Source organism: Nocardioides sp. AX2bis, from assembly GCF_902506435.1.
Classification (GTDB): Bacteria; Actinomycetota; Actinomycetes; order Propionibacteriales; family Nocardioidaceae; genus Nocardioides.
The window spans coordinates 3,526,650-3,547,867 of the sequence record NZ_LR733215.1 but is presented as its reverse complement, the minus strand read 5'-3'; the positions used below and the strand labels follow the sequence as shown (position 1 = coordinate 3,547,867).

Below are 21,218 nucleotides of genomic sequence, written 5' to 3'. Positions count from 1 at the left end.
CCCCGGAGCCCCGGACCGTCCTGGTCCGGGGCTCCGGTGCGTCCGGTCAGGGCAGGGCGTAGCGGACGTCGTCGAGGCGGACCGCGAGGCCGTCGTCGACGAGCCCGGCCAGGCAGCGCACGCGCTGCGGCTCGTCGGCCCAGGCCTGCTCGAGGCGGGCGAGGGGCACCGTGCCCTCGCTGTCACGGAGCACCGCGAGCAGCCGTCCACGGCACTGGCGGTCGGTGCCGGCCCAGGTCTGGGCGCGGCGGGGCGGCCCGTCGTAGGCCGGTCGGCCAGCAGCGACCCACGCGCAGCGGTCGGCGACCGGGCAGGAGGGGCAGCGGGGGTTGGCGGCCGTGCAGACGAGCGCACCGAGCTCCATGACCGCCACCGACCAGGTCGCGGCGGTGGGCGGGTCCTCGGGCAGCAGCGCGGCCGCCTGCTCCCGCTCGGCCCGGGTGAGCGAGGCGCCGGGCAGCTCGACGCCGCCCACCACGCGGCCCAGGACGCGACGCACGTTGGTGTCCAGCACGACGTGGCGCTGGCCGAAGGCGAAGGTGGCGATCGCCGCGGCGGTGTACTCGCCGACGCCCGGGAGCGTGAGCAGCACGGCGTGCGAGGTCGGGACCTCCCCGCCGTGCTCGGCGACGATCGTCGTCGCCGCGGCGTGCAGGCGCAGGGCGCGTCGCGGGTAGCCCAGCCGCCCCCACGCGCGCACGGCCTCCCCGGTCGGCTCCGCGGCGAGGTCGGCAGGGGTGGGCCAGCGCTCCAGCCAGGCGGCGTGGACGGGCAGGACCCGGGCCACCGGCGTCTGCTGGAGCATCAGCTCGGAGACCATCACCGACCACGCCGACGCCGACGGCTCGCGCCAGGGCAGGTCGCGCGCGTGGGCGTCGTACCAGGCCAGGACCGGGGCGTGCAGCTCGTTCATCGCCCCCATTGTCGGCCCCCGGTGTGGCGTCACCGATCTCGCCCTCCGGGCTGGCTACCGTTCGCCCATGAGCTCCCTGGTGCGAGGCCCGTTGTCGCCCGGGGTCTACTGGCGGCGCCGGCTGGTCGTCCTGGCGGTGCTCCTGCTGCTGGTCGTCGTGGTGCTCCGCGCTCTCGGCGGCGGCGGGGACGAGCCGGGTGCGGCGACCACCGTGGCCGACGACACCGCCGCCACGGCACCGGACGCGCCGCTGCCCAGCGCCGGGCCCACGATGAGCGCCACGGACCAGGCCGAGGTCGACGCCGCCGACGCGCAGCGCGCCGAGGCCGAGGCGGCCGCCGAGGCCGAGGAGGCGGCGGAGCGGGCCGCCGAGCGCGCCGCCCGCGAGGCCGCGACCGCCCCGCTGGCCGAGCCCGAGGGCCGGTGCTCCGACGCCGACGTCGTGGTGACGCCGGTGGTCGAGGGGGCGGTGGCCGGCAGCGACGTCAGCGTGCTGCTGAACCTGCGCACCGTGGCCACCGAGGCGTGCACCTGGCAGACCGGACCGGCCCACCTCACGGTCAAGATCACCTCCGGCGACGACGACGTCTGGTCCAGCCAGCAGTGCCCCGGGCGGCTGACCCGCTCCACGCTCACCGTCCGCGCGGACAGCACCACCACGACGTCCCTGGTCTGGGACGCCAAGCGCTCCGCCGAGGACTGCCCGGGGACCACGCCGTACGCCGCACCCGGCTACTACCACGTGGTGGCCTCCTCGCTGGGTGGTGAGCCCAACGACGTCCAGTTCGAGCTGGTCGACCCCCGCGACATCGTCGCGGACCAGGCGCAGGCGCAGGAGTCGGCCGACCAGGCCGACGCCGAGGAGCAGAAGGCCGCGCGGCAGGACCGCAGGGACGCCGCCCAGGACTGACGGCGGTCGGACCGGGTCGGACGGCGGTCAGACGTAACGCTCAAGGATCGTCGACTCCGCCAGGCGCGACAGGCCCTCGCGGACGCCGCGGGCCCGCAGCTCGCCCACGCCGTCGACGGTCTGCAGGTCACCGACACCGGCCGACAGGAGCTTCTGCAGCGAGCCGAAGTGGTCGACCAGCCGCTCCACGACCGCGGGGGAGAGCCGCGGCACGCGGGCCAGCAGCCGGTAGCCGCGCGGGGTGACGGCGCCGTCGAGGTGCTCGCTGCCGCCGAGGCCCAGGACGGCGGCCGTCGCGGCCGGGTCGACCAGGTCGGTGGCGGAGAGCGCCTCGAGGTCGTCGAGCAGCTCGCGGGGGGTCCGGTCGCCGCGGGTGGCGGCCACGTAGTCACGCACCAGCAGGCCGCGCTCCACGTCGACGCCGGTGACGAGCTCGTCGAGCTGCAGGGCGAGCAGCCGGCCGTCGGTGCCCAGCTGGAGGACGTAGCCCTCGATCTCACGGGCGATCCGGGTGACCATCTCCAGCCGCTGGGCGACCACGGCCACGTCGCGCACCGTGACCAGGTCCTCGATCTCGAGCGCCGAGAGGGTGCTCGAGACCTCGTCGAGCCGCATCTTGTAGCGCTCGAGCGTCGCGAGGGCCTGGTTGGCGCGGGAGAGGATCTGGCCGGAGTCCTCGAGCACGAAGCGGTTGTCGTCGACGTAGGCGGCGATGATCTGCATCGACTGCGACACCGAGATCACCGGGAAGCCGGTCTGGCGCGCCACCCGGTCGGCGGTGCGGTGGCGGGTGCCGGTCTCGTCGGAGGTGATGGTGTGGTCGGGCATCAGGTGCACCGCGGCGCGCAGGATCCGGGTGATGTCGGTGTCGACGATGATCGCGCCGTCCATCTTGGCCAGCTCGCGCAGGCCGGTGGAGGTGAAGGGCACGTCCAGCTCGAAGCCGCCGGTGGCGATGGAGCGGACCAGGTCGTCGGAGCCCAGGACGATCAGGGCGCCGGTGCGCCCGCGCAGGATGCGCTCGAGCCCGTCGCGCAGGGGAGTCCCGGGGGCGATCAGTGCCAGCGTCTCCCGCAGGCGGGTGGCGGCGTCGGGACGGTCCGTGGGCACGGTCGTGCTCCCTCCGTGGTGCCGCGACGGTGGGTCCGGTCGCCGGCCGGTCGGCAGTCTAGGACACGCCCCGGGTCATCGGGGCCGCTGCGACGGCATCGACTCGTCGGCGCTGGTCAGCGTCAGCCGGGGCGTGCCGAGCAGACCCATCAGGCGCAGGGCGGACACGGCGTCGGGGGCCTCGACCACGCGCAGGCCGTCGACCATCCGGGCGGCGTCGCGCCGGGGCGTGCGCCGCGAGCCGGGCTCCATCGGGACCACGGCCATCTTGAACCCGAGCCGGGCGGCCTCCGCCACGCGCAGCTCGAGGTCGCGCACCCGCCGCAGCTCCCCGGCCAGCCCGATCTCGCCCATCGCGACCACCCCGACCGGGGGCGGGGTCAGCGTGGTGGCGGAGACGATCGCCGCAGCCACGGCGAGGTCGCTGGCCGGCTCCGAGAGCCGGGCCCCGCCGACGGTGGAGGCGAAGACGTCGTGGTGGTGCAGCATCACCTTGGCGTGCTGCTGCAGGACCGCCAGCACCATGGCGATCCGGGAGCCGTCGAGGCCCGAGACCGTGCGACGGGGGCGCTCGAGCGGCGACGGGGTGACCAGCGCCTGGACCTCGGCCAGCAGCGGTCGGCGACCCTCCATGGTCACCGCGACGCACGTGCCCGAGACCCGCCCGTGGTGGTCCTCCACGAAGAGCCCGGTGGGGTCGGTGACGGCGCGGATCCCGGTGGACGACAGGTCGAAGCAGCCGACCTCGTCGACCGGGCCGAAGCGGTTCTTCATCGCCCGCACCATCCGGAACCTGCTCTCCCGGTCGCCCTCGAAGTGCAGCACGACGTCGACGAGGTGCTCCAGCACGCGGGGGCCCGCGATCGAGCCGTCCTTGGTGACGTGCCCGACCAGCACGGTGGTGATGTTGCGGGTCTTGGCCACCCGGATCAGGGCCGCCGCGACCTCCTTGACCTGGGTGACGCCGCCGGGGACGCCCTCGGTGCCGGGCGCGGCGATGGTCTGCACGGAGTCGACCACGATGAGCTGCGGGCGCACCTGCTCGATGTGGGTCAGCACGGCCCCCAGGTCGGTCTCCGCCGCCAGGTAGAGCTCGTCGTGGACGCCGCCCGTGCGGTCCGCGCGCAGCCGGACCTGGGAGGCGGACTCCTCGCCGGTGATGTAGAGGACGCGCCGCGGGCCACCGGTGGCCGTCGCCGCGGCGGTGCTTGCGGCGACCTCGAGCAGGAGCGTGGACTTGCCGACACCGGGCTCGCCGGCCAGCAGGATGGCGGCGCCGGGCACCAGCCCGCCGCCGAGCACGCGGTCGAGCTCGCCGACGCCGCTGCTGCGGAAGGCCGACTCGCTGACCGAGACCTGCCCGATCGGCACCGCCGGCGTCGTCACGGGCGTCGCGGCGGCCGAGCGCGCGGGCGCGGCCGCGGCCTCGGCCACCGATCCCCAGGCCTGGCACTCCCCGCACCGCCCGACCCACTTGACCGTCTCCCACCCGCACTCGCTGCAGCGGTAGAGGGCGCGGACGCGGGTGCTCGACTTGGCCATCCCCGCAACCTAGGCGATCGCGCCGACACCGCTCGCGACCCGTCCCCAGGCGTCGACGTGGTGGGGCGGTGGTGTTCACACCCAGGGAGGGAGCGGGACGGGCGGGCCTGGACGGTACGCTGACTGGAACGATCCAAAGGAGTCGCCGTGGGCCGGATGCCGGAGCGCGTGCCGGGCAGGCTGCCCGGGTCGCCGCCGACCCTCGCCGACGTCGCCGAGCGGGCCGGGGTGTCCCGCCAGACGGTCTCGAACGCGGTCAACAACGCCGAGCTGCTGCGCCCCGACACCCTGGAACGGGTGCGGGCGGCGATCGCGGAGCTGGGCTACCTGCCCAACCGGGCCGCGCGCAACCTGCGTACCCGGTCCTCGCACCTGCTCGGCCTGCGGATCAGCCCGCACCTCGAGGGCACCGCCGAGGCCACGATGGACCGCTTCGTGCACTCGCTGGTCGAGGCCTCCCGCGGCGCCGGCTACCACGTGCTGCTCTTCGACGCAGTCGACCGCACGGACCCGCTGGCCGGCTACGACGACCTGCTGCGGGCCACGGCCGTCGACGCGTTCGTGGTCACCGACACCTACCTCGGCAACCCCCAGGCCGGGCTGCTCGACGAGCGGGGCGCCCCGTTCGTCGCCTTCGGCCGACCCTGGGACGACCCGGGCGCGCCGCACCCGTGGGTCGACGTCGACGGCGCCGCCGGCACCCGTCTGGCCACCGACCACCTGCTCGACCGCGGTCACGAGCGGATCGCCTGGATCGGCTGGCGCAAGGACTCCACCATCGGCGAGGACCGTCGCTCGGGCTGGAGCAGCGGCCTGCGCGACCGCGGCTTGCCCACCAGCGGGCTGGCCTCCCGGGTCGAGGACACCGTGGCCAGCGGTCGCGAGGCCAGCGCCGTGCTGCTGGACGAGGCCCGCCCCACGGCGTTCGTCTGCGCCTCCGACACCCTGGCGATCGGGGTGCTCCACACCCTGGCCGACCGCGGTCTGAGCGCCGGTCGCGACGTCGCCGTCGTGGGGTTCGACGACTCCCAGGCCGCGCAGCTCGTCCTGCCCGGCCTGACCTCGGTACGCCAGCCGCTCGAGCAGGTGGCCGTCGAGGTGGTCCGCGCGCTCGAGGGCGTGATGACGCACCAGCCGCGGCCCGAGCCCGGTCTGCTGCTCGTCCCGACGCTCAGCGTCCGCGGCTCCAGCTGACCGCAACCGTCATCTCGGGGCGCCGCAACCGTCATCTCGGCTGTCCGCGAGCGTCATCTCGGCCGGTGCTTGACCCAGAGGTTGACGGCGTAGTCCACCTCGAGGCCCTGGTGCCCGGCCAGCACGGCGTCGGCGACCTCGGGCCGCAGCTCGATCCGCACGACCGCCTCCAGGTCGGCGCGCGAGTCGAAGCGCCAACCCATGTCGACCCCGACCCGGGTCCAGCCGCGGGTGGACCAGAACCGCTCGGTCTCCTCCGGCGGGTCGAGGTGGGGGTAGCCGCGGCGGAACCAGGCCCCCCAGGTCGACCGGGCGCCGTCGTTGTCGATGACCAGCGCCGTGCCGCCGGGACGCAGCACCCGGTCCAGCTCGACCAGGCCGGGCTCGCAGCCGCGTCCGAAGAAGTAGGCCCAGCGCACGTGGACGACGTCGACGCTCGCGTCGGGCAGCGGGACCTCCTGGGCCACGCCCTCGCGGACGTCGACGCGCGGCAGGCCACGCACGCGGCGGCGGGCCAGCGAGACCAGGGACGGGTGCGGCTCGACGCCGATCACGCTGCCGTCGGGGCCGACCTCGTCGGCGAAGCGGGGCAGGTGGAAGCCGGTGCCGCAGCCGAGGTCGAGCACCGTGCGACCGGCGAACGCGTCGCCGCCGGAGCCGGCCCGGACGGCGTCGCGCATCGCCTGCCAGAGCCGGTCGTCGGGGTCGGCGGCGCGGTTCTCGAGCTCGTAGGTGTCGGTGTGGCGCCAGATGTTCGGGCTGGGCACCGCTCCGGGGAGCACGCGCTAGATGCGGACGAGCCCGGTGGGCGTCTGCACCACCGCGGCGAGGATGCCGGGCGTGCCGTGGGGGGCGACCCAGTCGACCTTGACGTCCTCCAGCGGCTGCTCGACCGACTGCCCGAGCCACTCGCTGACGCGCTGCGGGTCGCCGGCGATCTCCAGGCTGGCGAGCGAGAACTGACCGTCGCTCTCGGCGCCGGGGTGCAGCTCGGGGGTCTCCCAGGACACGAAGAACGGCAGCTGCGGGTCGCCGATCAGGCTGTTCACGCCGATCTGGTGCCAGCGCAGCTCGACGCCGTCGGGGCGGTGCCGGTTGCCGGCCACCGAGGGACGCCCCAGCCGGGCCTCGACCTCGGAGATGTCGTCGACCGCGACGACCCAGCCGAGCCAGCCGCCGCCGAGCACGGACCGGGCCCGGACGGCCTGGCCGAACGGCGCCTTGTCCGAGGCCGGGTGGTCGAGCACCTCGACGACCTCGAGGTAGGTGCGGTCCGCCAGGGGCAGCACCATGTTGCGCGTGCCGAAGCGGGGGTGGATCCCGCCGTCGAGGAACGTGGCGCCCAGCAGGTCGCCGATGCGGTCCGCCGTGGCCTCCAGGCCATCGGGTCCAGCTGCGTACGAGACATGGTCGAGGCGCATGACGAGATTGTGCGCACAGCCGCGTGGAGGCTTGACACCGGGGTCCCGGTGTCTTGATGTCGAGAGGTCGCGTCCGAGGTCAGGCCGGGTGGGGCGGTCCCGGGACCGTCCCCGGCGGACCTCAGGCCGGGTCGGCCGGGTGCAGCGCGAGCCGCGGACGGGCCGCGAGGTGGGTCTCGCAGTGCCCGACCAGCTCGTCGTAGGCACCCCGTCCCATCAGCGCGACCAGCTCCGGGGCGTGGGTCACGTAGACCGGCTCCGGCGCGTCGTGCGCCTCGGTGTTGCCCGAGCAGTACCAGTCGAGGTCGTGCCCGCCCGGGCCCCAGCCGCGGCGGTCGTACTCGCCGATGGTGACCTCGAGGTACTCCGTGCCGTCGGCGCGCTCGACGTCGCGGAAGGTGCGCCGCATCGGCAGCTGCCAGCACACGTCCGGCTTGGTCTCCAGGGGTTCGCGCCCCTGCTCCAGCGCCAGGGCGTGCAGGGCGCAGCCGGCGCCGCCGGCGAAGCCCGGCCGGTTGCTGAAGACGCAGGCGCGCTGGCCCCCGGACTCGACCACCCGCGTCTTGCGGGCGTCGTCCTCGACCTCGACCCAGTCGGCCTCGGTGACCTCGCGGCCGGGGTGGAGCTGCCACAGCCGCTCGTCCAGCTGCGCCACGAAACCGGCGGTCCGGCGCTCGTCGTCCTCGTCGGAGAAGTGCGCGCCCAGCGTGCAGCAGCCGACGTCGGGGGAATCGGCGTAGATGCCGGCGCAGCCCGAGCCGAAGATGCAGCGGTAGCGCGACGTGAGCCAGGTGAGGTCGCAGCGCAGCACCTCGTCGGCGTCCTCGGGGTTCTCGAACTCCACGAAGGCGCGGGGGAACACCAGGTCGACCTCGGGCACCGCAGGAGCCTACGTCGCGGGGGAGCGGGGCGAGGGGGGAGGCCCCGCCCGGGTACGTTGGTCCCATGCGCCTCGGCGTCCTCGACATCGGTTCCAACACCGGCCACCTCCTCGTGGTGGACGCCCACGACGGTTCCGCACCCCTGCCCGCCTCCAGCCACAAGCAGCGGCTGCGCCTGGCCGAGCACCTCGACGAGCACGGCGCCGTCACCGACGACGGTGTCGCCGCCCTGACCGCCTTCACCGCCGAGGCGGTCGCGGTCGCCGAGGACAAGGGCTGCGAGGAGATGCTGCCGTTCGCCACCTCGGCGGTGCGCGACGCGGTCAACTCCGAGGAGGTGCTGACCCACGTCGCACGCGAGACCGGCGTGGAGATCCCGGTGCTCTCCGGTGAGGACGAGGCCCGGCTGACGTTCCTGGCCGTCCGTCGGTGGTTCGGCTGGTCGGCCGGGCGGCTGGCCGTCTTCGACATCGGCGGCGGGTCGCTCGAGATCGCCGGCGGCACCTCCGAGCTGCCCGACGTGGCCTGGTCGCTGCCGCTGGGCGCGGCCCGGCTGGCCCGCGGCCACTTCGCCGACGGCCCGGCGGACGCCGGGAGCCTGCGGGCGCTGCGGCGTACGATCCGCGCCGAGATCGCCCGCGACGCCGGTCTGCTGCTGCGCGCCGGCCCGCCGCACCGCGCCGCGGCGACGTCCAAGACCTTCCGTTCCCTGGCCCGGATCTGCGGTGCCGCGCCGTCCGACGACGGCCCGCTGGTGCCCCGCACCCTGGCCCTGGACACGCTGCGCGCACGCCTGCCCGAGCTGGTCGGGCTGTCGGTCGAGGAGCTCGCCGGGCTGCCCGGCGTCTCCGCGAGCCGCGCCCACCAGATCGTCCCCGGGGCGCTCGTGGCCGAGGCCTGCATGGACATCTTCGACCTCGCCGAGCTCGAGATCTGCCCGTGGGCGCTGCGCGAGGGCGTGATCCTCGAGCGGATCGACCGGCTCGGTGAGGACCCGTCCGCCAGGTCCCGGCCGGGCGCCTGATGCCGCCCCGGATCGGGCTCTCGACGTCGTCGGTCTACCCCGAGTCGACCGCGCACGCCTTCGGCTACGCCGCCGACCTCGGCTACGACGCCGTCGAGGTGATGGTCGGGGTCGACGGGCTCAGCCAGCAGACCAGCGCGGTCGCGCAGCTCTCGAAGCACCACGGCGTGCCGATCAGCGCGATCCACGCCCCGACGCTGCTCTTCACCCAGCGCGTCTGGGGCGTCGAGCCCTGGGGCAAGCTCGAGCGCGCGGCCGAGATGGCGCACGTGGTCGGCGCCGAGGTGGTGGTCCTGCACCCGCCGTTCCGCTGGCAGAAGGAGTACGCCCGCGACTTCGTCAACGGCGTCGCCGCGCTGGAGCAGTCCACCGGACTGGCCTTCGCCGTCGAGAACATGTACCCCTGGCGCGCCTCCTCCCGGCGGGGCGTCGAGATGTACCTGCCCGGCTGGGACCCGTCGGCGGAGTCCTACGCCCACACCACCGTCGACCTTTCTCACGCCTCGATCGCCCGGGCCGACCCGGTCGCGATGGCCGAGCGGCTCGGCGACCGGCTGAGCCACGTGCACCTGACCGACGGCAGCGGCACCGCCAAGGACGAGCACCTCGTCCCAGGACGCGGCACGACCGGGGCCGCAGCGTTCCTGCGGCACGTGGCGTCGACCGGCTTCACCGGCGAGGTCGTGGTCGAGATCAGCACCCGGCGCTGCCGCACCCGTGAGGAGCGCGTCGCCGACCTGCGCGAGTCCCTGGACTTCGCGCGCGAGCACCTGGCGTGAGCGAGGGCGGGACCGGGGCCGACGAGGACGAGCGGCGCGCGCCGTACGACCCGATGCCCTACGGCCCCGACGAGGTCGGGGTCGGGCCGTGGCCGGGCGGCGAGGCGGCCTGGCCCGACGACCCCCGCTACGACCCCGACCTGCTGCGCGACGGCGACCGGCGCAACGTGGTCGACCGCTACCGCTACTGGCGGCTCGAGGCGGTCGTGGCCGACCTCGACACCCGCCGCCACGACCTCCACGTGGCCGTGGAGAACTGGCAGCACGACTTCAACATCGGCACCGTGGTGCGCACCGCGAACGCGTTCCTGGCCGCCGAGGTGCACATCGTGGGCCGCAAGCGGTGGAACCGGCGCGGGGCGATGGTGACCGACCGCTACCAGCACGTGCGCCACCACCCGACCGCCGCGGACCTCGCGGCGTACCTCGCCGAGCAGGACACCCCGCTCTACGGCGTGGACAACCTGCCCGGCTCGCGGCACCTCGAGACGCTCGCGCTGCCCCGCCGGGTCTGCCTGCTCTTCGGGCAGGAGGGTCCGGGCCTCTCCGAGGACGCCCGGGATGCGTGCGAGGCGACCTTCTCGATCGCGCAGTTCGGCTCGACCCGCTCCATCAACGCCTCCGCGGCCGCCGCGATCGCGATGCACACCTGGGTGCGCCAGCACGCCGACCTCGGCGCCGAGGAGACCTGGCGGGGCTGACCCGGCAGGGTCAGGTCAGCCGGCGGTGCGGACCCGCGCCCCGGTGGCGGCCGCGACGTCGGCCAGCAGCGCGCTCTGCGTCAGCTCCATCACGACCTCCCGGGCGGGGAGGTCGGTGAGCAGGTAGGTCCAGCCGAGCACCCCGCGGGGGGCGAAGGAGATGGCCAGGGTGGCCACGCTCCAGTCGGCGCCGGCGTCGGCGACCGAGACCTCCATCCGCACCGTGCCCGGCGCCCGCACCGAGGCCTGCATGGTCATCCGGCGGTTGTCGTGGTCGACCTCGAGGACCTCCCAGAACCCGGCCCGGTCGCCGCTGCGCAGCAGGTCGCGGTCGGGCAGGGGCCAGCGTCGGCCCCGGCCGAGGGCGACCCGGTCGATCGCCCCACGGACCACGAAGCCGGGCGCGTCGACGTACCAGACGTGCCCGTCCGCGTCGGGGCGCGCCGAGGCCACCGCGGCCCAGACGTCGGCGGCCGGACGGTCCAGGGTCGTCGAGCGGCCGCTGCGCTGGAGGGTGGGGAAGGCTCTCACCCCGTGAGCGTACGGCGGCCCGGCCACCCCGCCGGTGTCACCGGTCGGCGTCGGCCAGCAGGGCCTGGAGCCGCTCCCGGCCCCGTGAGGCGTGGCTCTTGACCGTCCCCTCGGCGATCCCGAGCTCGGCGGCGGTCTCCGCGGTCGACATCCCCAGCCAGTACCGCAGCAGCACCGCCTTGCGCTGCATCTCGGGCAGGCCCTGGAGGGCGTCGAGGAGCGCCGACCGCTCCTCGACCGGCTCGGGATCGCAGGACCCGCCGTGCTCCGGCACGCCGACGAGCTCGCGGTTCGTGGCGCGCCGGTGCCGGTCGATGTTGGCGCGGACGATGATCCGACGCACGTACGCCTCCTCCTCGCCCTCGCGCCGGATCCGCGGCCAGGCCACGTAGGCCTTCACCAGCGCGGTCTGCACGAGGTCGTCGGCGGTGTGCCAGTCGCCGCAGACGGCATAGGCGATCCGGCGCAGGTGGTCGCGGCGCGCGGTGACGAAGGCGGTGAAGGCGGTCTCCCGCTCGGCGTCCCTCATCCCGGTCCTGCGCCCTGCGGCCCGTCCAGCCGGACCTGGTCGTCCACCCAGCCGGTGAACGAGTCGTAGGAGCCCCACGGGCCCCAGGAGCTGATCGACATGCCCCCGCGCGAGCGGTCGAGGAGGTGGGATCCGTCGAGCCCCCCGCCGAGCCCCCCGTCGAGGACCTCCCCGAGGAGCTCGTCGAGCCGGTCCTCGTGGCGGTGCCCCCGGCCGCCTCGTCGGACCCGGGCGCGGAGCCGGTCGAGCCGGCGACGGTGCCGACCACGGCCGGGCGCCGCGCCGCGGCGCGCACCCAGGAGCGGAACCCGCTCGCGCAGGCGTCGCCGGCCCAGTGGCTCGGGGCGCTGCAGACCGCGGCCCGTGAGGTCTTCGGCGAGCAGTGGGAGCCGCAGCTGGCCCGGCTGCTGGCGTTCTGGCGCCGACGGCTGACCGGCGACTACCCCGTCGACGAGTACGGCTTCGACGCCGAGGTCACCGAGCGGTTCCTGCTGGCCGCGCTGCGACCGCTGGCGCGCTCGTGGTTCCGGATCGAGGTCCGGGGCGCCGAGAACATCCCGGAGGTCGGGGGCGCGCTGGTGGTCTCGAACCACTCCGGCACGATCCCCGTCGACGGCCTGATGACCATGGTCAGCGTGCACGACCACACCGGCCGTTTCCTGCGGCCCCTGGGCGCCGACCTCGTCTTCCGGCTCCCCGTCGTCAGCGCCCTGGCCCGCAAGTCTGGCGCGACCCTGGCCTGCCAGGAGGACGCCGAGCGGATGCTGCGCGGGGGCGAGCTGGTCGGCGTGTGGCCGGAGGGCTTCAAGGGCGTCGGCAAGCCGTACGCCGAGCGCTACAAGCTGCAGCGCTTCGGGCGCGGCGGCTTCGTCTCGGCCGCGCTGCGCACGGGCGTCCCGATCGTCCCGCTCGCGGTGGTCGGCGCGGAGGAGATCTACCCGATGATCGGCAACGTCCCGGCCCTGGCCCGGCTGCTGGGCCTGCCGTACGTCCCGATCACCCCGCTCTTCCCGTGGCTCGGGCCGCTCGGCCTGGTCCCGCTGCCCTCGAAGTGGCTGCTGGAGTTCGGCGAGCCGATCCGCACCGACGACTACGAGCCCGGTGCGGCCGACGACCCGATGCTGGTCTTCGACGTGACCGACCAGGTCCGCGAGACGATCCAGCAGACCCTCTACCGGCTGCTGATGGACCGCGACTCCGTCTTCGGCTGAGCCGCCCCCGGCGGTGCCGGACGGACCTCGGGTCCGGCCGCGGTCAGGGCAGGATCCCGCCGAGGGTGTCGTCGACGTCCTCGAGCGCCCCGCCGAGCAGGCCTCCCGAGCCGCCGCCCGTGCCGCCGCCGCCGGTCTTGCCGCCACCCTTCTTCGGGCCGTCGGCCTTGCCGCCGTCGGAGCCCTTGTCCGACCCACCGCCCGACCCACCGCCCGACCCGCCGCCCGACCCACTGCCGGACCCACCGTCGGACCCGCCGCCGGTCAGGCCTCCGCCCAGGTCACCGAGCGGGGTGGAGCCGGCGAGCTGACCCAGGCCCTCCCGGACGCCCTCGGTCAGGGCGCGCAGGGGACCGTCGACCTCGGGGACCGAGGCGCCGTCGATCGGCACCGAGGCACCGCCGCCAGGGAGGCCGTCCTGCCGGCCGTCCTGCCGACCGTCCGGACCGCCGTCCCGCTCGCCGCCCTGCGGACGACCGTCTGCTCGCCCGGCACCGGCGCCGCCGGTGGCAGCGCCGTCAGGCCGGCCGGCCCGCGTACCGCCGTCGCCACCCTCGCCGCCCGTCCCGCTGCTCGTGCCGGGCTGCGCCGCGGCGCGGAGCTCGCGCAGGCCGAGGGCCCTGCCGAGGTCGGCCGAGACCGGGTCGATCGCCAGGGCGGGGACCAGGTCCACCACGGGTCCGCCGCAGCCGCCGCAGGCCTGCCGCGCCACCGCGTCGAAGGCCCGCACGTCCTGGGCCGCGCGCAGCAGGGCGCCCAGCGCGGTCTCGGGCACGACGGGCTCGAGGGAGCCCAGGACGGCCACCGAGTCGGTGGCCAGGTTCCGGACCTCGAGCACCTCGGCCTGGCTGCCGGAGGCGTAGTACGCCTCGAGCTTGAGGTCGGCGGCCTCGCCGGCCTGGGCGGCGAAGTCGTCCAGGGTCTGCTCGACGGCGACCGGGTCGGCGCCGTCGTCCACGGTCAGCGCGGCGACCTCGGTGAGCCGGTCCCGGGCCTGGGCGATCAGGCGGGTGCCCTTCTGCGACGGGTCGTCCTCGAGGCCGGTGCGGACGTCCTCGATGGCGCGCTTGACGGGGTAGAGGGTCTCGCCGGGCAGGGCGCCCTGCGAGGCCACGGCCATGCCGCCGCTGGCGCCGACCAGCGCGAGGCCGGCCACGGCCACCGTCAACCGGCGCTGGCCCCGGGGGCGTCCCGGCGCCAGTCGCAGCCGGTCCAGCGGGTCGGGCGAGGGGGGCGCGGCGACGAGCCCGGTCGCCGTCTGCTCGCTGCGGGCCGCGACCAGCAGCTGCTCGCGCAGCGCGGAGGCGAACTCCGGCCGGGGAGCCACGTCGGGGACGGCCTGGAGCCGGTCGACGAGCCGCAGCCAGGCCGGGTCGACGCCCGGCGGGGCAGCGTCGCGCGACGCGTCGAGCGACGCGTCGAAGCGGTCCGCTCGTGCACGCGTCGTGAACCCCGGAGTCATGCGGTCCGTCCTGGTGTCTCGGGCGCCCACTGGTCCGTCGCGCCGCTCGAGACGCCCAACGACAGGCGTGCGGCGGAGGTTACGGCGTCGTCGCCCACGCGCGTCGCGTTCACCGCAGGTCCTCGGGGACGAGCTTGGCGAGGTTGCGCACCCCGCGCAGCTGGAGCTGCTTGACGGCGCCGTCGCTGCGCCCGAGGACGGCAGCGGTCTCGGCGATGCTGAGGCCCTGCAGGAACCTCATCACCAGGCAGTCGCGCTGCTCGTCGGAGAGCTGCTGCAGGGCGTCGAGCAGCACCTCGTGGGTGAGGGCCGCCAGCACGGCGTCCTCGGTGCTCTCGGTGACGTCGTCGTGCCGGCTCATGTCCTCGGTGGTCGACTCCATCCGGACCCGGCCGGACTTGAAGTGGTCGACGGTGAGGTTGCGGGCGATCGTCATCAGCCAGGCGCCGAAGTCCTTGCCCTGCCACCGGAAGTCCGGCATCCGGCGCAGCGCGCGGAAGAACGTCTCGGAGGTGAGGTCCTCGGCCAGCGTCACGGAGCGGGTGCGGTGGTACAGGAACCGGTAGACCTGGGGGTGGTAGTGGTCGAAGAGCATCCCGAAGGCCTCCGCGTCACCACCGCGGGCCAGCTCGACCAGCGCGATCAGCCGGCTCCGCTCGCCCTCGTCCTCCGCCGACGAGGCGGCGTCGCCGTGGTCGCCGTACGGAGCGCCCGGCCCGGCCGGGCCCGCCGGCGAGGTCGCGGCGTTGAGCAGCATCCCCGGGGGGCAGGGCCCCGCCGGCAGCGGGTCGGCCGCGAGCAGGGCGCGGGCGACGGCGCGACGCAGGGCCTCCAGCCCGCGCTCGTGCTGCTCGCCGTGCACCATCAGCTCTGCGCCCCTCCCATGGCTGCCGCCCTGGGGCGACCTGCCGAGTGTAGTCGCGGGAGACCTGGGACACAGGGGTTCGCCGGGGGGCTGTCAGGAGCGGCGGCGCAGCCCGGCGGCGGCCGCGCCGCCCAGGGCCCCGGCGGCCGCGGTCAGCACCAGGCCGGCGCGGGCGGCCTTGCGTCCGGTCCGGTAGTCGCGCACCCGCCACCCCGCGGCGCGGGCGTGGGCCCGCAGCCGGGCGTCGGGGTTCACGGCGCAGGCGTCGCCGACCAGCGACAGCATCGGCAGGTCGTTGACGGAGTCGGAGTAGGCCGAGCAGCGCGCCAGGTCCAGGCCCTCGCGCACCGAGAGCGCCCGGATCGCCTCGGCCTTGGCCGGGCCGTGCAGCATGTCGCCGACCAGCCGGCCGGTGTAGACGCCGTCGACGTGCTCGGCGACCGTGCCCATCGCGCCGGTCAGGCCGAGGCGCCGCGCGATGATGCGGGCGATCTCGACCGGTGCCGCGGTCACCAGCCAGACCCGTTGGCCCTGGTCCAGGTGCAGCTGGGCCAGCGCGCGGGTGCCGGGCCAGATCCGGTGCGACATGGTCTCGTCGAAGATCTCCTCGCTGAGCTCCTCGAGCTCGGCCACGGTGTGCCCGGCGATGAAGGAGAGCGCGGCCTCGCGGGTCTCGGAGACGTGGTCGGGGTCCTCGACGCCGACCACCCGGAAGTAGGCCTGCTTCCAGGCGGCGCCGACGATGTCGCGGGTGGTGAAGAACTCGCGCCGGTGCAGGCCGCGGGCGAGGTGGAAGATGCTCGCGCCCTGCATGACGGTGTTGTCGACGTCGAAGAACGCCGCCGACGTGGGGTCGGCGACCAGGCTGAGCGCGTTCTCGACCTCGGCCGCCGCCGCGGCGGCCTCCCCGGCCAGGATCGAGCGCTGGCGCAGGTCCAGCCGCGGTCGAGGACGCTCCGACGGGGTCACGCTCCGAGCCTAGGGCAGCCGGTCGCCGCCCGGCCGGGTCCCCGGCGCGCCGTGCCGGGGTGTGGAAGTATCCGCCCATGCCAGCCGCCGCTGCGCCCCCCGTCGACCCCCCTGCGCCCCCGCCGACCGCCGCCGGCCTGGACGACCTCCTGGTCCACGCCGCCCGGGAGTCGCCGGACAAGCTGGCCCTGGTCGAGGCGTCCGGGCGGAGCCTGACCTGGAGCGAGCTCGACGCCGAGGTGGCCCGGGTGGCCACCGGGCTCGGTGACGCCGGCGTGGTGGCCGGCTACCGGGTCGCGCTGGTGCTGGGCAACCGGCTCGAGATGGTCACCGGCTACCTCGCCGTGCTGCGCGCCCAGGCCGTCGCGGTGCCGCTCGGCCCCGGCTCGACCCCGGCCGAGGTGGCGGAGCTCCTCCTCGACTGCGGCGCACGGATGGTCCTGGCCGACGCGGGATCGGTGACCTCGGTACGCGCGGCCGTGGCCTCGCTCCAGGCCGACGGGGCGGCCTACAGCCCCCGGCTGGTCGCCGTCGGCACCACCCTGCTGCCCGGGGAGCGCTCCTGGGAGCACCTGCGCGCCGAGCGCGCCCGCCGCTCGTCGACCCTCCACGACGCCGAGCAGCTCGCCGTCCTGCTCTACACCTCCGGCACCACCGGACGCCCGCGCGCGGCGATGCTGACGCACCGCGCGCTGCGGGCCAACGTCGAGCAGGTCGCGCAGGTCGAACCGCCCCTGGTCCACGGCGACGACGTGGTCCTCGGCCTGGTGCCGCTCTCGCACGTCTACGGGCTCTGCGCCGTCCTCGGTGCGGTGCTGCGGCAGCGCGCCAAGCTGGTGATGGCCGACGCCTTCGACCCCGGCGGCGTCCTGGACCTGATCGAGGACGAGGCCTGCAGCGTGCTGCCGCTCGCCCCCGGGGTGCTGGAGCGCTGGCGCTCGGTCGAGGACCTCTCCGACCGGCTGGGCCCCGTACGCCTGGTGATGTCGGGGTCCGCGCCGCTGGACCCGGCCGCCGCCGCGGAGTTCACCGCCCGCACGGGCCTGGTGGTGCACCAGGGGTACGGGCTCACCGAGACGTCACCGGTCGTGGCCAGCACGCTGGGCGGTCCGGTCGAGGCGTACTCCGTGGGTCGCGCGCTGCCCGGTGTCGGACTGCGGCTGGTCGACCCCGAGGGTCGCGAGGTGGCCGCCGGCGACCCCGGCGAGGTCCAGGTCAGCGGGCGGCACCTCTTCAGCGGCTACTGGCCCGGCGGCGTCGGCGGACCCGGGCCGGACGGCTGGTGGGCCACCGGGGACGTCGGGCTGCTGGACGCGGCCGGCGACCTGCTCCTGGTCGACCGTGTCGCCGAGACGATCGTGGTCTCGGGGTTCACCGTCTACCCCGTCGAGGTCGAGGCCGTGCTGGTGTCCGCGCCCGGGGTGCTGGCCGCGGCCGTGGTCGGCGTGGACGACCCGTCGACCGGGCACGCCGTCGTCGCGCACGTGGTGCCCCGGCCCGGCTCCGACACGGCGGAGGTGCTGGCCGCCGTCGAGGCCCACGCCCGCGAGCACCTGGCCGCCTTCAAGCGACCGGCCCGGGTCGTGGCCGCCGAGCGGCTGCCCCGCACCCGGACCGGCAAGGTCGCCCGCTCCCGGCTCCGCGACGCGACCGCGGACCCGTCGTGAGCGCGCCACGGGTCCGGCTCTACGGCCGGCCCGGCTGCCACCTCTGCGACGTCGCGCGGGAGGTCGTCGCCGCGGTCTGCGCCGAGCTGGGGGAGGAGTTCGACGAGGTCTCCGTCGACGACGACCCCGCCCTGCGCGAGCGCTTCGGCGAGGAGGTGCCGGTGACCTTCGTCGACGGCCGCCAGCACGACTTCTGGCGGGTGGACCCCCAGCGGCTGCGCGCCGCCCTCACCCGCGGGTGACCCGCGGGTGACCCGTGGCGACCTGCGGTCGGCGGATCGGGCGACCCCCCTGCACGGTGTGACATCTCACATGTGCTAGCCCCTGCGGTCGCTCGTTTTGTTCTCCCGTTCACAAACTCCTACAGTGAACGACGCCGCCACGCGCACCACACACCGAGGCGCCCCCGACGTCGTCGTGCGGCTGGAAAGCAGAGCAGTGACCTCACGGACACCCGCCGGACCCGGTGCGGCCGAGGCGACCCGGGACATCCCGGAGGCCACGGTGGCGCGCCTCCCGGTCTATCTGCGCGCCCTGAACGCGCTGGCCGACGCCGGGACGGCCACCTGCTCCAGCGAGCACCTGGCCTCGGTGGCCGGCGTCAACAGCGCCAAGCTCCGCAAGGACCTCTCCCACCTGGGCAGCTACGGCACCCGCGGGGTCGGCTACGACGTGGAGTACCTCCGCTACCAGATCGCCCGCGAGATCGGCGTGACCCAGGACTGGCCCGTGGTCATCGTGGGCATCGGCAACCTCGGTCAGGCGCTGGCCAGCTTCTCCGGCTTCCGCAGCCGCGGGTTCCGCGTGGTCGCGCTGCTCGACGCCGACCCCGACCGGCACGACCAGGTCGTCGCCGGGGTCGAGGTCCGCCCCTTCGACGACCTCGAGGGCGTGGTGCGCGACCAGGGGGTCGCGATCGGCGTGATCGCCACCCCGGCCGTGGCCGCCCAGGACGTGGCCGACCGGATGGTGGGCTGCGGGATCACCAGCATCCTCAACTTCGCCCCGGCGGTGCTCGCCGTCCCCAAGGGCGTGGACGTGCGCAAGGTGGACCTCTCCATCGAGCTGCAGATCCTCGCCTACCACCAGCAGCGCAAGGCCGGCCTCGACTCCACGACCACGGCCCCGACCCGGAAGGTGGGCTCCGCATGAGCGTCCTCGTCGTCGGCATCTCGCACAGCTCCGCGCCCGTCTCCCTGCTGGAGAAGGTCGCGCTCAGCGACGACGCCGTCCACAAGCTGGTCCAGGACGTCTCGACCGCCGACCGCGTCAGCGAGGCGACCGTGATCGCCACCTGCAACCGGGTCGAGATCTACGCCGACGTCGACCGCTTCCACGGCAGCGTCGAGACCCTGTCGCGGATGCTCATCGACCAGGCCGGCGAGGACGAGTCGATGCTGCCGCACCTCTACGTCCACTACGACGACGGCGCGGTCTCCCACCTCTTCCAGGTCGCCGCGGGCCTCGACTCGATGGCCGTCGGCGAGGGCCAGATCCTCGGCCAGACCCGCAAGGCGCTGCGCACCGGCCAGGAGCTCGGCACCGTCGGACCGTCGCTGAACGTGCTGTTCCAGCAGGCGCTGCGCGTCGGCAAGCGCTCGCGCGCCGAGACCGACATCGACCTGGTCGCCCCGTCGCTGGTCTCGGTGGCGCTGGCGCGCGCCGAGGCGCAGGTCGGCGCGATCGCGGGCAAGGACGTCGTCGTGGTCGGGGCCGGGTCGATGGCCGGGCTCGCCGTGGCCACCGTCGCCCGCGCCGGCGCGGGCCGGGTCACGGTCGTCAACCGCTCCGCCGAGCGCGCCGACCGGCTCGCCGCCGAGCACGGCCCCCGCGCCGACGGGTCCGGGCCCGGCTCCACCCGTGCCCTGCGCCTGGCCGACCTGCCCCTCGCGCTCGGCGAGGCCGACGTGGTCATCACCTGCACCGGCGCCACCGGCGTCCTGGTCAGCGCCGCCCAGGTCAGCGCCGCCCGGCAGGCCGCCGGCCGCGGCGCCGGGGAGCCGCTGTGCGTGCTGGACCTCGCCCTGCCCCGCGACGTCGAGCCGGCCGTCGCCGACCTCCCCGGCGTCGGCCTGGTCGGCCTCTCCGAGCTCGCCGAGACGCTCCAGCACACCGAGGCCGGCCGCGAGGTCGAGCAGGTCCGCGACATCGTCACCCACGAGGTCACCTCCTTCCTGGCCGCACGCCGCCAGGCCAGCGTCACGCCCACCGTCGTGGCGCTGCGCTCGATGGCCACCGGCGTCGTCGACACCGAGATGGGTCGCCTCGACACCCGGCTGCCCGGGCTCGAGGCCGAGGTGCGCGCCGAGGTGCTGCACACCCTGCGCCGCGTGGCCGACAAGCTCCTCCACGAGCCCACCGTCCGGGTCAAGGAGCTCGCCGACGAGCAGGGCGCGGTGTCGTACGCCGCCGCGCTCGCCGAGCTGTTCTCCCTCGACCCCGAGGCCGTCGACGCCGTCACCCGTCCCAAGGTCGGGGAGGAGGGGCCGTCGTGAACGCTCCCGTGCGCGTCGGCACCCGGCGCTCCCTGCTCGCCACCACGCAGTCCGAGACGATCGCGGTGATGATCCGCGAGCGGCTCGGCCGTGAGGTCGAGCTGGTCGAGGTCACCACCGAGGGCGACCGCAGCCAGGCCGCCGGCACCCCGCTGGTCGAGAGCACCACCGCCGGCAGCACCGGGGTCTTCGTCGGCGCCCTGCGCGACGCCCTGCTGGCCGGTCGGGTCGACGTGGCCGTGCACTCGCTGAAGGACCTGCCCACCTACCCGGCCGCCGGCATCTCCCTGGTCGCCGTGCCCGGCCGCGAGGACTCCCGCGACGTCGTGGTGGCCCGCGACGGCCTGACCCTCGGCGAGCTGCCCGTCGGCAGCGTCGTCGGCACCGGCTCCCCGCGCCGCGTCGCGCAGGTCCACGCCCTCGGCCTGGGCCTCGAGCTGCGGGGCGTGCGCGGCAACGTCGACACCCGGATCGGCAAGGTCCGCTCCGGCGAGTACGACGCCGTCCTGCTCGCGCGCGCCGGCCTGGCCCGCCTCGGCCGGCTCGACGAGGTCACCGAGGTGCTCGACCCGATCCAGGTGCTCCCCGCCCCCGGGCAGGGCGCGCTGGCGGTCGAGTGCCGGACCGACGACCCGCTGGCCACCGCGCTGGCCGACCTCGACGACCCCCGTGCGCGGGCCTGCGTCGAGGCCGAGCGGGCCGTGCTCGCCACGCTCGAGGGCGGCTGCTCGGCCCCGATCGGGGCCATGGCCGAGCTCGTCGAGGGCGAGGACGGCGACGAGCTGTGGGTCCGCGCGGTCGCGCTGTCCCTCGACGGCGGGCTCGCCGTCCGCAGCTCCGCGGCCGGTCCCGTCTCCGACCCGGCCGGGCTCGGCGCCCGGCTGGCCGCCGAGATGCTGGCCGACGGCGCCGGCGACCTCGAGGCGGCCCCCACATGACCAGGACCACCGACCCACCCGCACCACCACGCCAGGAACGACCATCCGCACGACCGCAGAGCAGCAGAGGTGCAGA

The 21,218-nt window shown here is 75.4% G+C and carries 22 protein-coding genes; 11 read left to right on the top strand and 11 right to left on the bottom strand.

Annotation, left to right across the window (positions count from 1 at the left end; all coding sequences use genetic code 11):
• Positions 1–46 precede the first annotated feature (46 nt).
• Positions 47–913, bottom strand: a complete 867-nt coding sequence (locus GV155_RS17030) for an A/G-specific adenine glycosylase (RefSeq protein WP_160009887.1) — start codon at positions 911–913, stop codon at positions 47–49.
• A 67-nt stretch (positions 914–980) separates the two neighbouring features.
• On the opposite strand from GV155_RS17030, the gene GV155_RS17025 reads away from it, so the two are divergent.
• The gene (locus GV155_RS17025) at positions 981–1,823 is read left to right on the top strand and encodes a hypothetical protein (RefSeq protein ID WP_160009885.1); all 843 of its coding nucleotides are present in this window, start codon (positions 981–983) and stop codon (positions 1,821–1,823) included.
• 27 nt (positions 1,824–1,850) lie between these two features.
• Here GV155_RS17025 and disA read toward each other — a convergent pair whose 3' ends face one another.
• Positions 1,851–2,933 carry a DNA integrity scanning diadenylate cyclase DisA gene (disA, locus tag GV155_RS17020; protein WP_160009883.1) on the bottom strand — a complete coding sequence of 361 codons (1,083 nt, stop codon included), beginning with the start codon at positions 2,931–2,933 and terminating at the stop codon, positions 1,851–1,853.
• A gap of 75 nt (positions 2,934–3,008) precedes the next feature.
• The gene (gene radA, locus GV155_RS17015; protein WP_160009881.1) at positions 3,009–4,475 is read right to left on the bottom strand and encodes a DNA repair protein RadA; all 1,467 of its coding nucleotides are present in this window, start codon (positions 4,473–4,475) and stop codon (positions 3,009–3,011) included.
• 156 nt (positions 4,476–4,631) lie between these two features.
• Here radA and GV155_RS17010 point away from each other — a divergent pair, with 156 nt between their 5' ends.
• Positions 4,632–5,669, top strand: a complete 1,038-nt coding sequence (locus GV155_RS17010; RefSeq protein ID WP_160011544.1) for a LacI family DNA-binding transcriptional regulator — start codon at positions 4,632–4,634, stop codon at positions 5,667–5,669.
• Positions 5,670–5,722: 53 nt separating this feature from the next.
• On the opposite strand, the gene GV155_RS17005 is transcribed toward GV155_RS17010, so the two are convergent.
• The 3 genes from GV155_RS17005 to GV155_RS16995 form a co-directional block, all read right to left on the bottom strand.
• On the bottom strand, positions 5,723–6,451 hold the full coding sequence (locus GV155_RS17005; protein WP_160009879.1) for a class I SAM-dependent methyltransferase: 729 nt from the start codon (positions 6,449–6,451) through the stop codon (positions 5,723–5,725).
• Between the two features lie 3 nt (positions 6,452–6,454).
• Positions 6,455–7,090, bottom strand: a complete 636-nt coding sequence (locus GV155_RS17000) for a VOC family protein (protein ID WP_160009877.1) — start codon at positions 7,088–7,090, stop codon at positions 6,455–6,457.
• Positions 7,091–7,211: 121 nt separating this feature from the next.
• Positions 7,212–7,970, bottom strand: a complete 759-nt coding sequence (locus GV155_RS16995; RefSeq protein WP_160009875.1) for a hypothetical protein — start codon at positions 7,968–7,970, stop codon at positions 7,212–7,214.
• Positions 7,971–8,035: 65 nt separating this feature from the next.
• On the opposite strand from GV155_RS16995, the gene GV155_RS16990 reads away from it, so the two are divergent.
• Genes GV155_RS16990 through GV155_RS16980 form a run of 3 tightly spaced genes read left to right on the top strand, consistent with a single transcriptional unit; the run spans position 8,036 to position 10,475 of the window.
• Complete coding sequence (locus tag GV155_RS16990; RefSeq protein WP_160009873.1) at positions 8,036–8,995, top strand: Ppx/GppA phosphatase family protein; 960 nt, start codon at positions 8,036–8,038, stop codon at positions 8,993–8,995.
• Positions 8,995–9,774, top strand: a complete 780-nt coding sequence (locus tag GV155_RS16985) for a sugar phosphate isomerase/epimerase family protein (RefSeq protein ID WP_160009871.1) — start codon at positions 8,995–8,997, stop codon at positions 9,772–9,774. Before GV155_RS16990 ends, GV155_RS16985 begins: the two co-directional genes overlap by 1 nt.
• Positions 9,775–9,827: 53 nt before the next feature.
• Positions 9,828–10,475, top strand: coding sequence for a TrmH family RNA methyltransferase (locus GV155_RS16980; RefSeq protein ID WP_160011542.1), 648 nt, complete (start codon positions 9,828–9,830; stop codon positions 10,473–10,475).
• A gap of 15 nt (positions 10,476–10,490) precedes the next feature.
• Here the strand turns inward: GV155_RS16980 and GV155_RS16975 are convergent, their stop codons facing one another.
• Positions 10,491–11,006, bottom strand: coding sequence for a DUF2867 domain-containing protein (locus GV155_RS16975; RefSeq protein ID WP_160009869.1), 516 nt, complete (start codon positions 11,004–11,006; stop codon positions 10,491–10,493).
• Positions 11,007–11,043: 37 nt separating this feature from the next.
• The gene (locus GV155_RS16970) at positions 11,044–11,535 is read right to left on the bottom strand and encodes a SigE family RNA polymerase sigma factor (RefSeq protein ID WP_160009867.1); all 492 of its coding nucleotides are present in this window, start codon (positions 11,533–11,535) and stop codon (positions 11,044–11,046) included.
• 125 nt (positions 11,536–11,660) lie between these two features.
• Between GV155_RS16970 and GV155_RS16965 the strand changes: the two genes are divergently transcribed.
• On the top strand, positions 11,661–12,746 hold the full coding sequence (locus tag GV155_RS16965; RefSeq protein ID WP_236554389.1) for a lysophospholipid acyltransferase family protein: 1,086 nt from the start codon (positions 11,661–11,663) through the stop codon (positions 12,744–12,746).
• 43 nt (positions 12,747–12,789) lie between these two features.
• On the opposite strand, the gene GV155_RS20855 is transcribed toward GV155_RS16965, so the two are convergent.
• From GV155_RS20855 to GV155_RS16950, 3 genes are all read right to left on the bottom strand, one after another.
• Positions 12,790–14,208 (bottom strand): DUF5667 domain-containing protein, encoded by a 1,419-nt coding sequence (locus GV155_RS20855; RefSeq protein ID WP_160009865.1) that lies wholly within the window; start codon positions 14,206–14,208, stop codon positions 12,790–12,792.
• 109 nt (positions 14,209–14,317) lie between these two features.
• Positions 14,318–15,073, bottom strand: coding sequence for a sigma-70 family RNA polymerase sigma factor (locus GV155_RS16955; RefSeq protein ID WP_160009863.1), 756 nt, complete (start codon positions 15,071–15,073; stop codon positions 14,318–14,320).
• Between the two features lie 93 nt (positions 15,074–15,166).
• The gene (locus GV155_RS16950) at positions 15,167–16,042 is read right to left on the bottom strand and encodes an HAD family hydrolase (RefSeq protein ID WP_160009861.1); all 876 of its coding nucleotides are present in this window, start codon (positions 16,040–16,042) and stop codon (positions 15,167–15,169) included.
• 77 nt (positions 16,043–16,119) lie between these two features.
• Here GV155_RS16950 and GV155_RS16945 point away from each other — a divergent pair, with 77 nt between their 5' ends.
• The 5 genes from GV155_RS16945 (at position 16,120) to hemC (ending at position 21,142) form a co-directional block, all read left to right on the top strand.
• Entirely contained in the window at positions 16,120–17,709 is a 1,590-nt protein-coding gene (locus GV155_RS16945; RefSeq protein WP_160009859.1) for a class I adenylate-forming enzyme family protein, read from the top strand.
• Positions 17,706–17,951: a glutaredoxin family protein gene (locus tag GV155_RS16940; RefSeq protein ID WP_160009857.1), complete on the top strand. Its 246-nt coding sequence runs from the start codon at positions 17,706–17,708 to the stop codon at positions 17,949–17,951. The genes GV155_RS16945 and GV155_RS16940 overlap by 4 nt, the downstream gene beginning before the upstream one ends.
• A 196-nt stretch (positions 17,952–18,147) precedes the next feature.
• On the top strand, positions 18,148–18,861 hold the full coding sequence (locus GV155_RS16935; protein ID WP_236554388.1) for a redox-sensing transcriptional repressor Rex: 714 nt from the start codon (positions 18,148–18,150) through the stop codon (positions 18,859–18,861).
• Entirely contained in the window at positions 18,858–20,204 is a 1,347-nt protein-coding gene (locus tag GV155_RS16930; RefSeq protein ID WP_160009855.1) for a glutamyl-tRNA reductase, read from the top strand. Before GV155_RS16935 ends, GV155_RS16930 begins: the two co-directional genes overlap by 4 nt.
• Complete coding sequence (hemC, locus tag GV155_RS16925; protein ID WP_160009853.1) at positions 20,201–21,142, top strand: hydroxymethylbilane synthase; 942 nt, start codon at positions 20,201–20,203, stop codon at positions 21,140–21,142. The genes GV155_RS16930 and hemC overlap by 4 nt, the downstream gene beginning before the upstream one ends.
• The last annotated feature ends 76 nt before the right edge of the window (positions 21,143–21,218 follow it).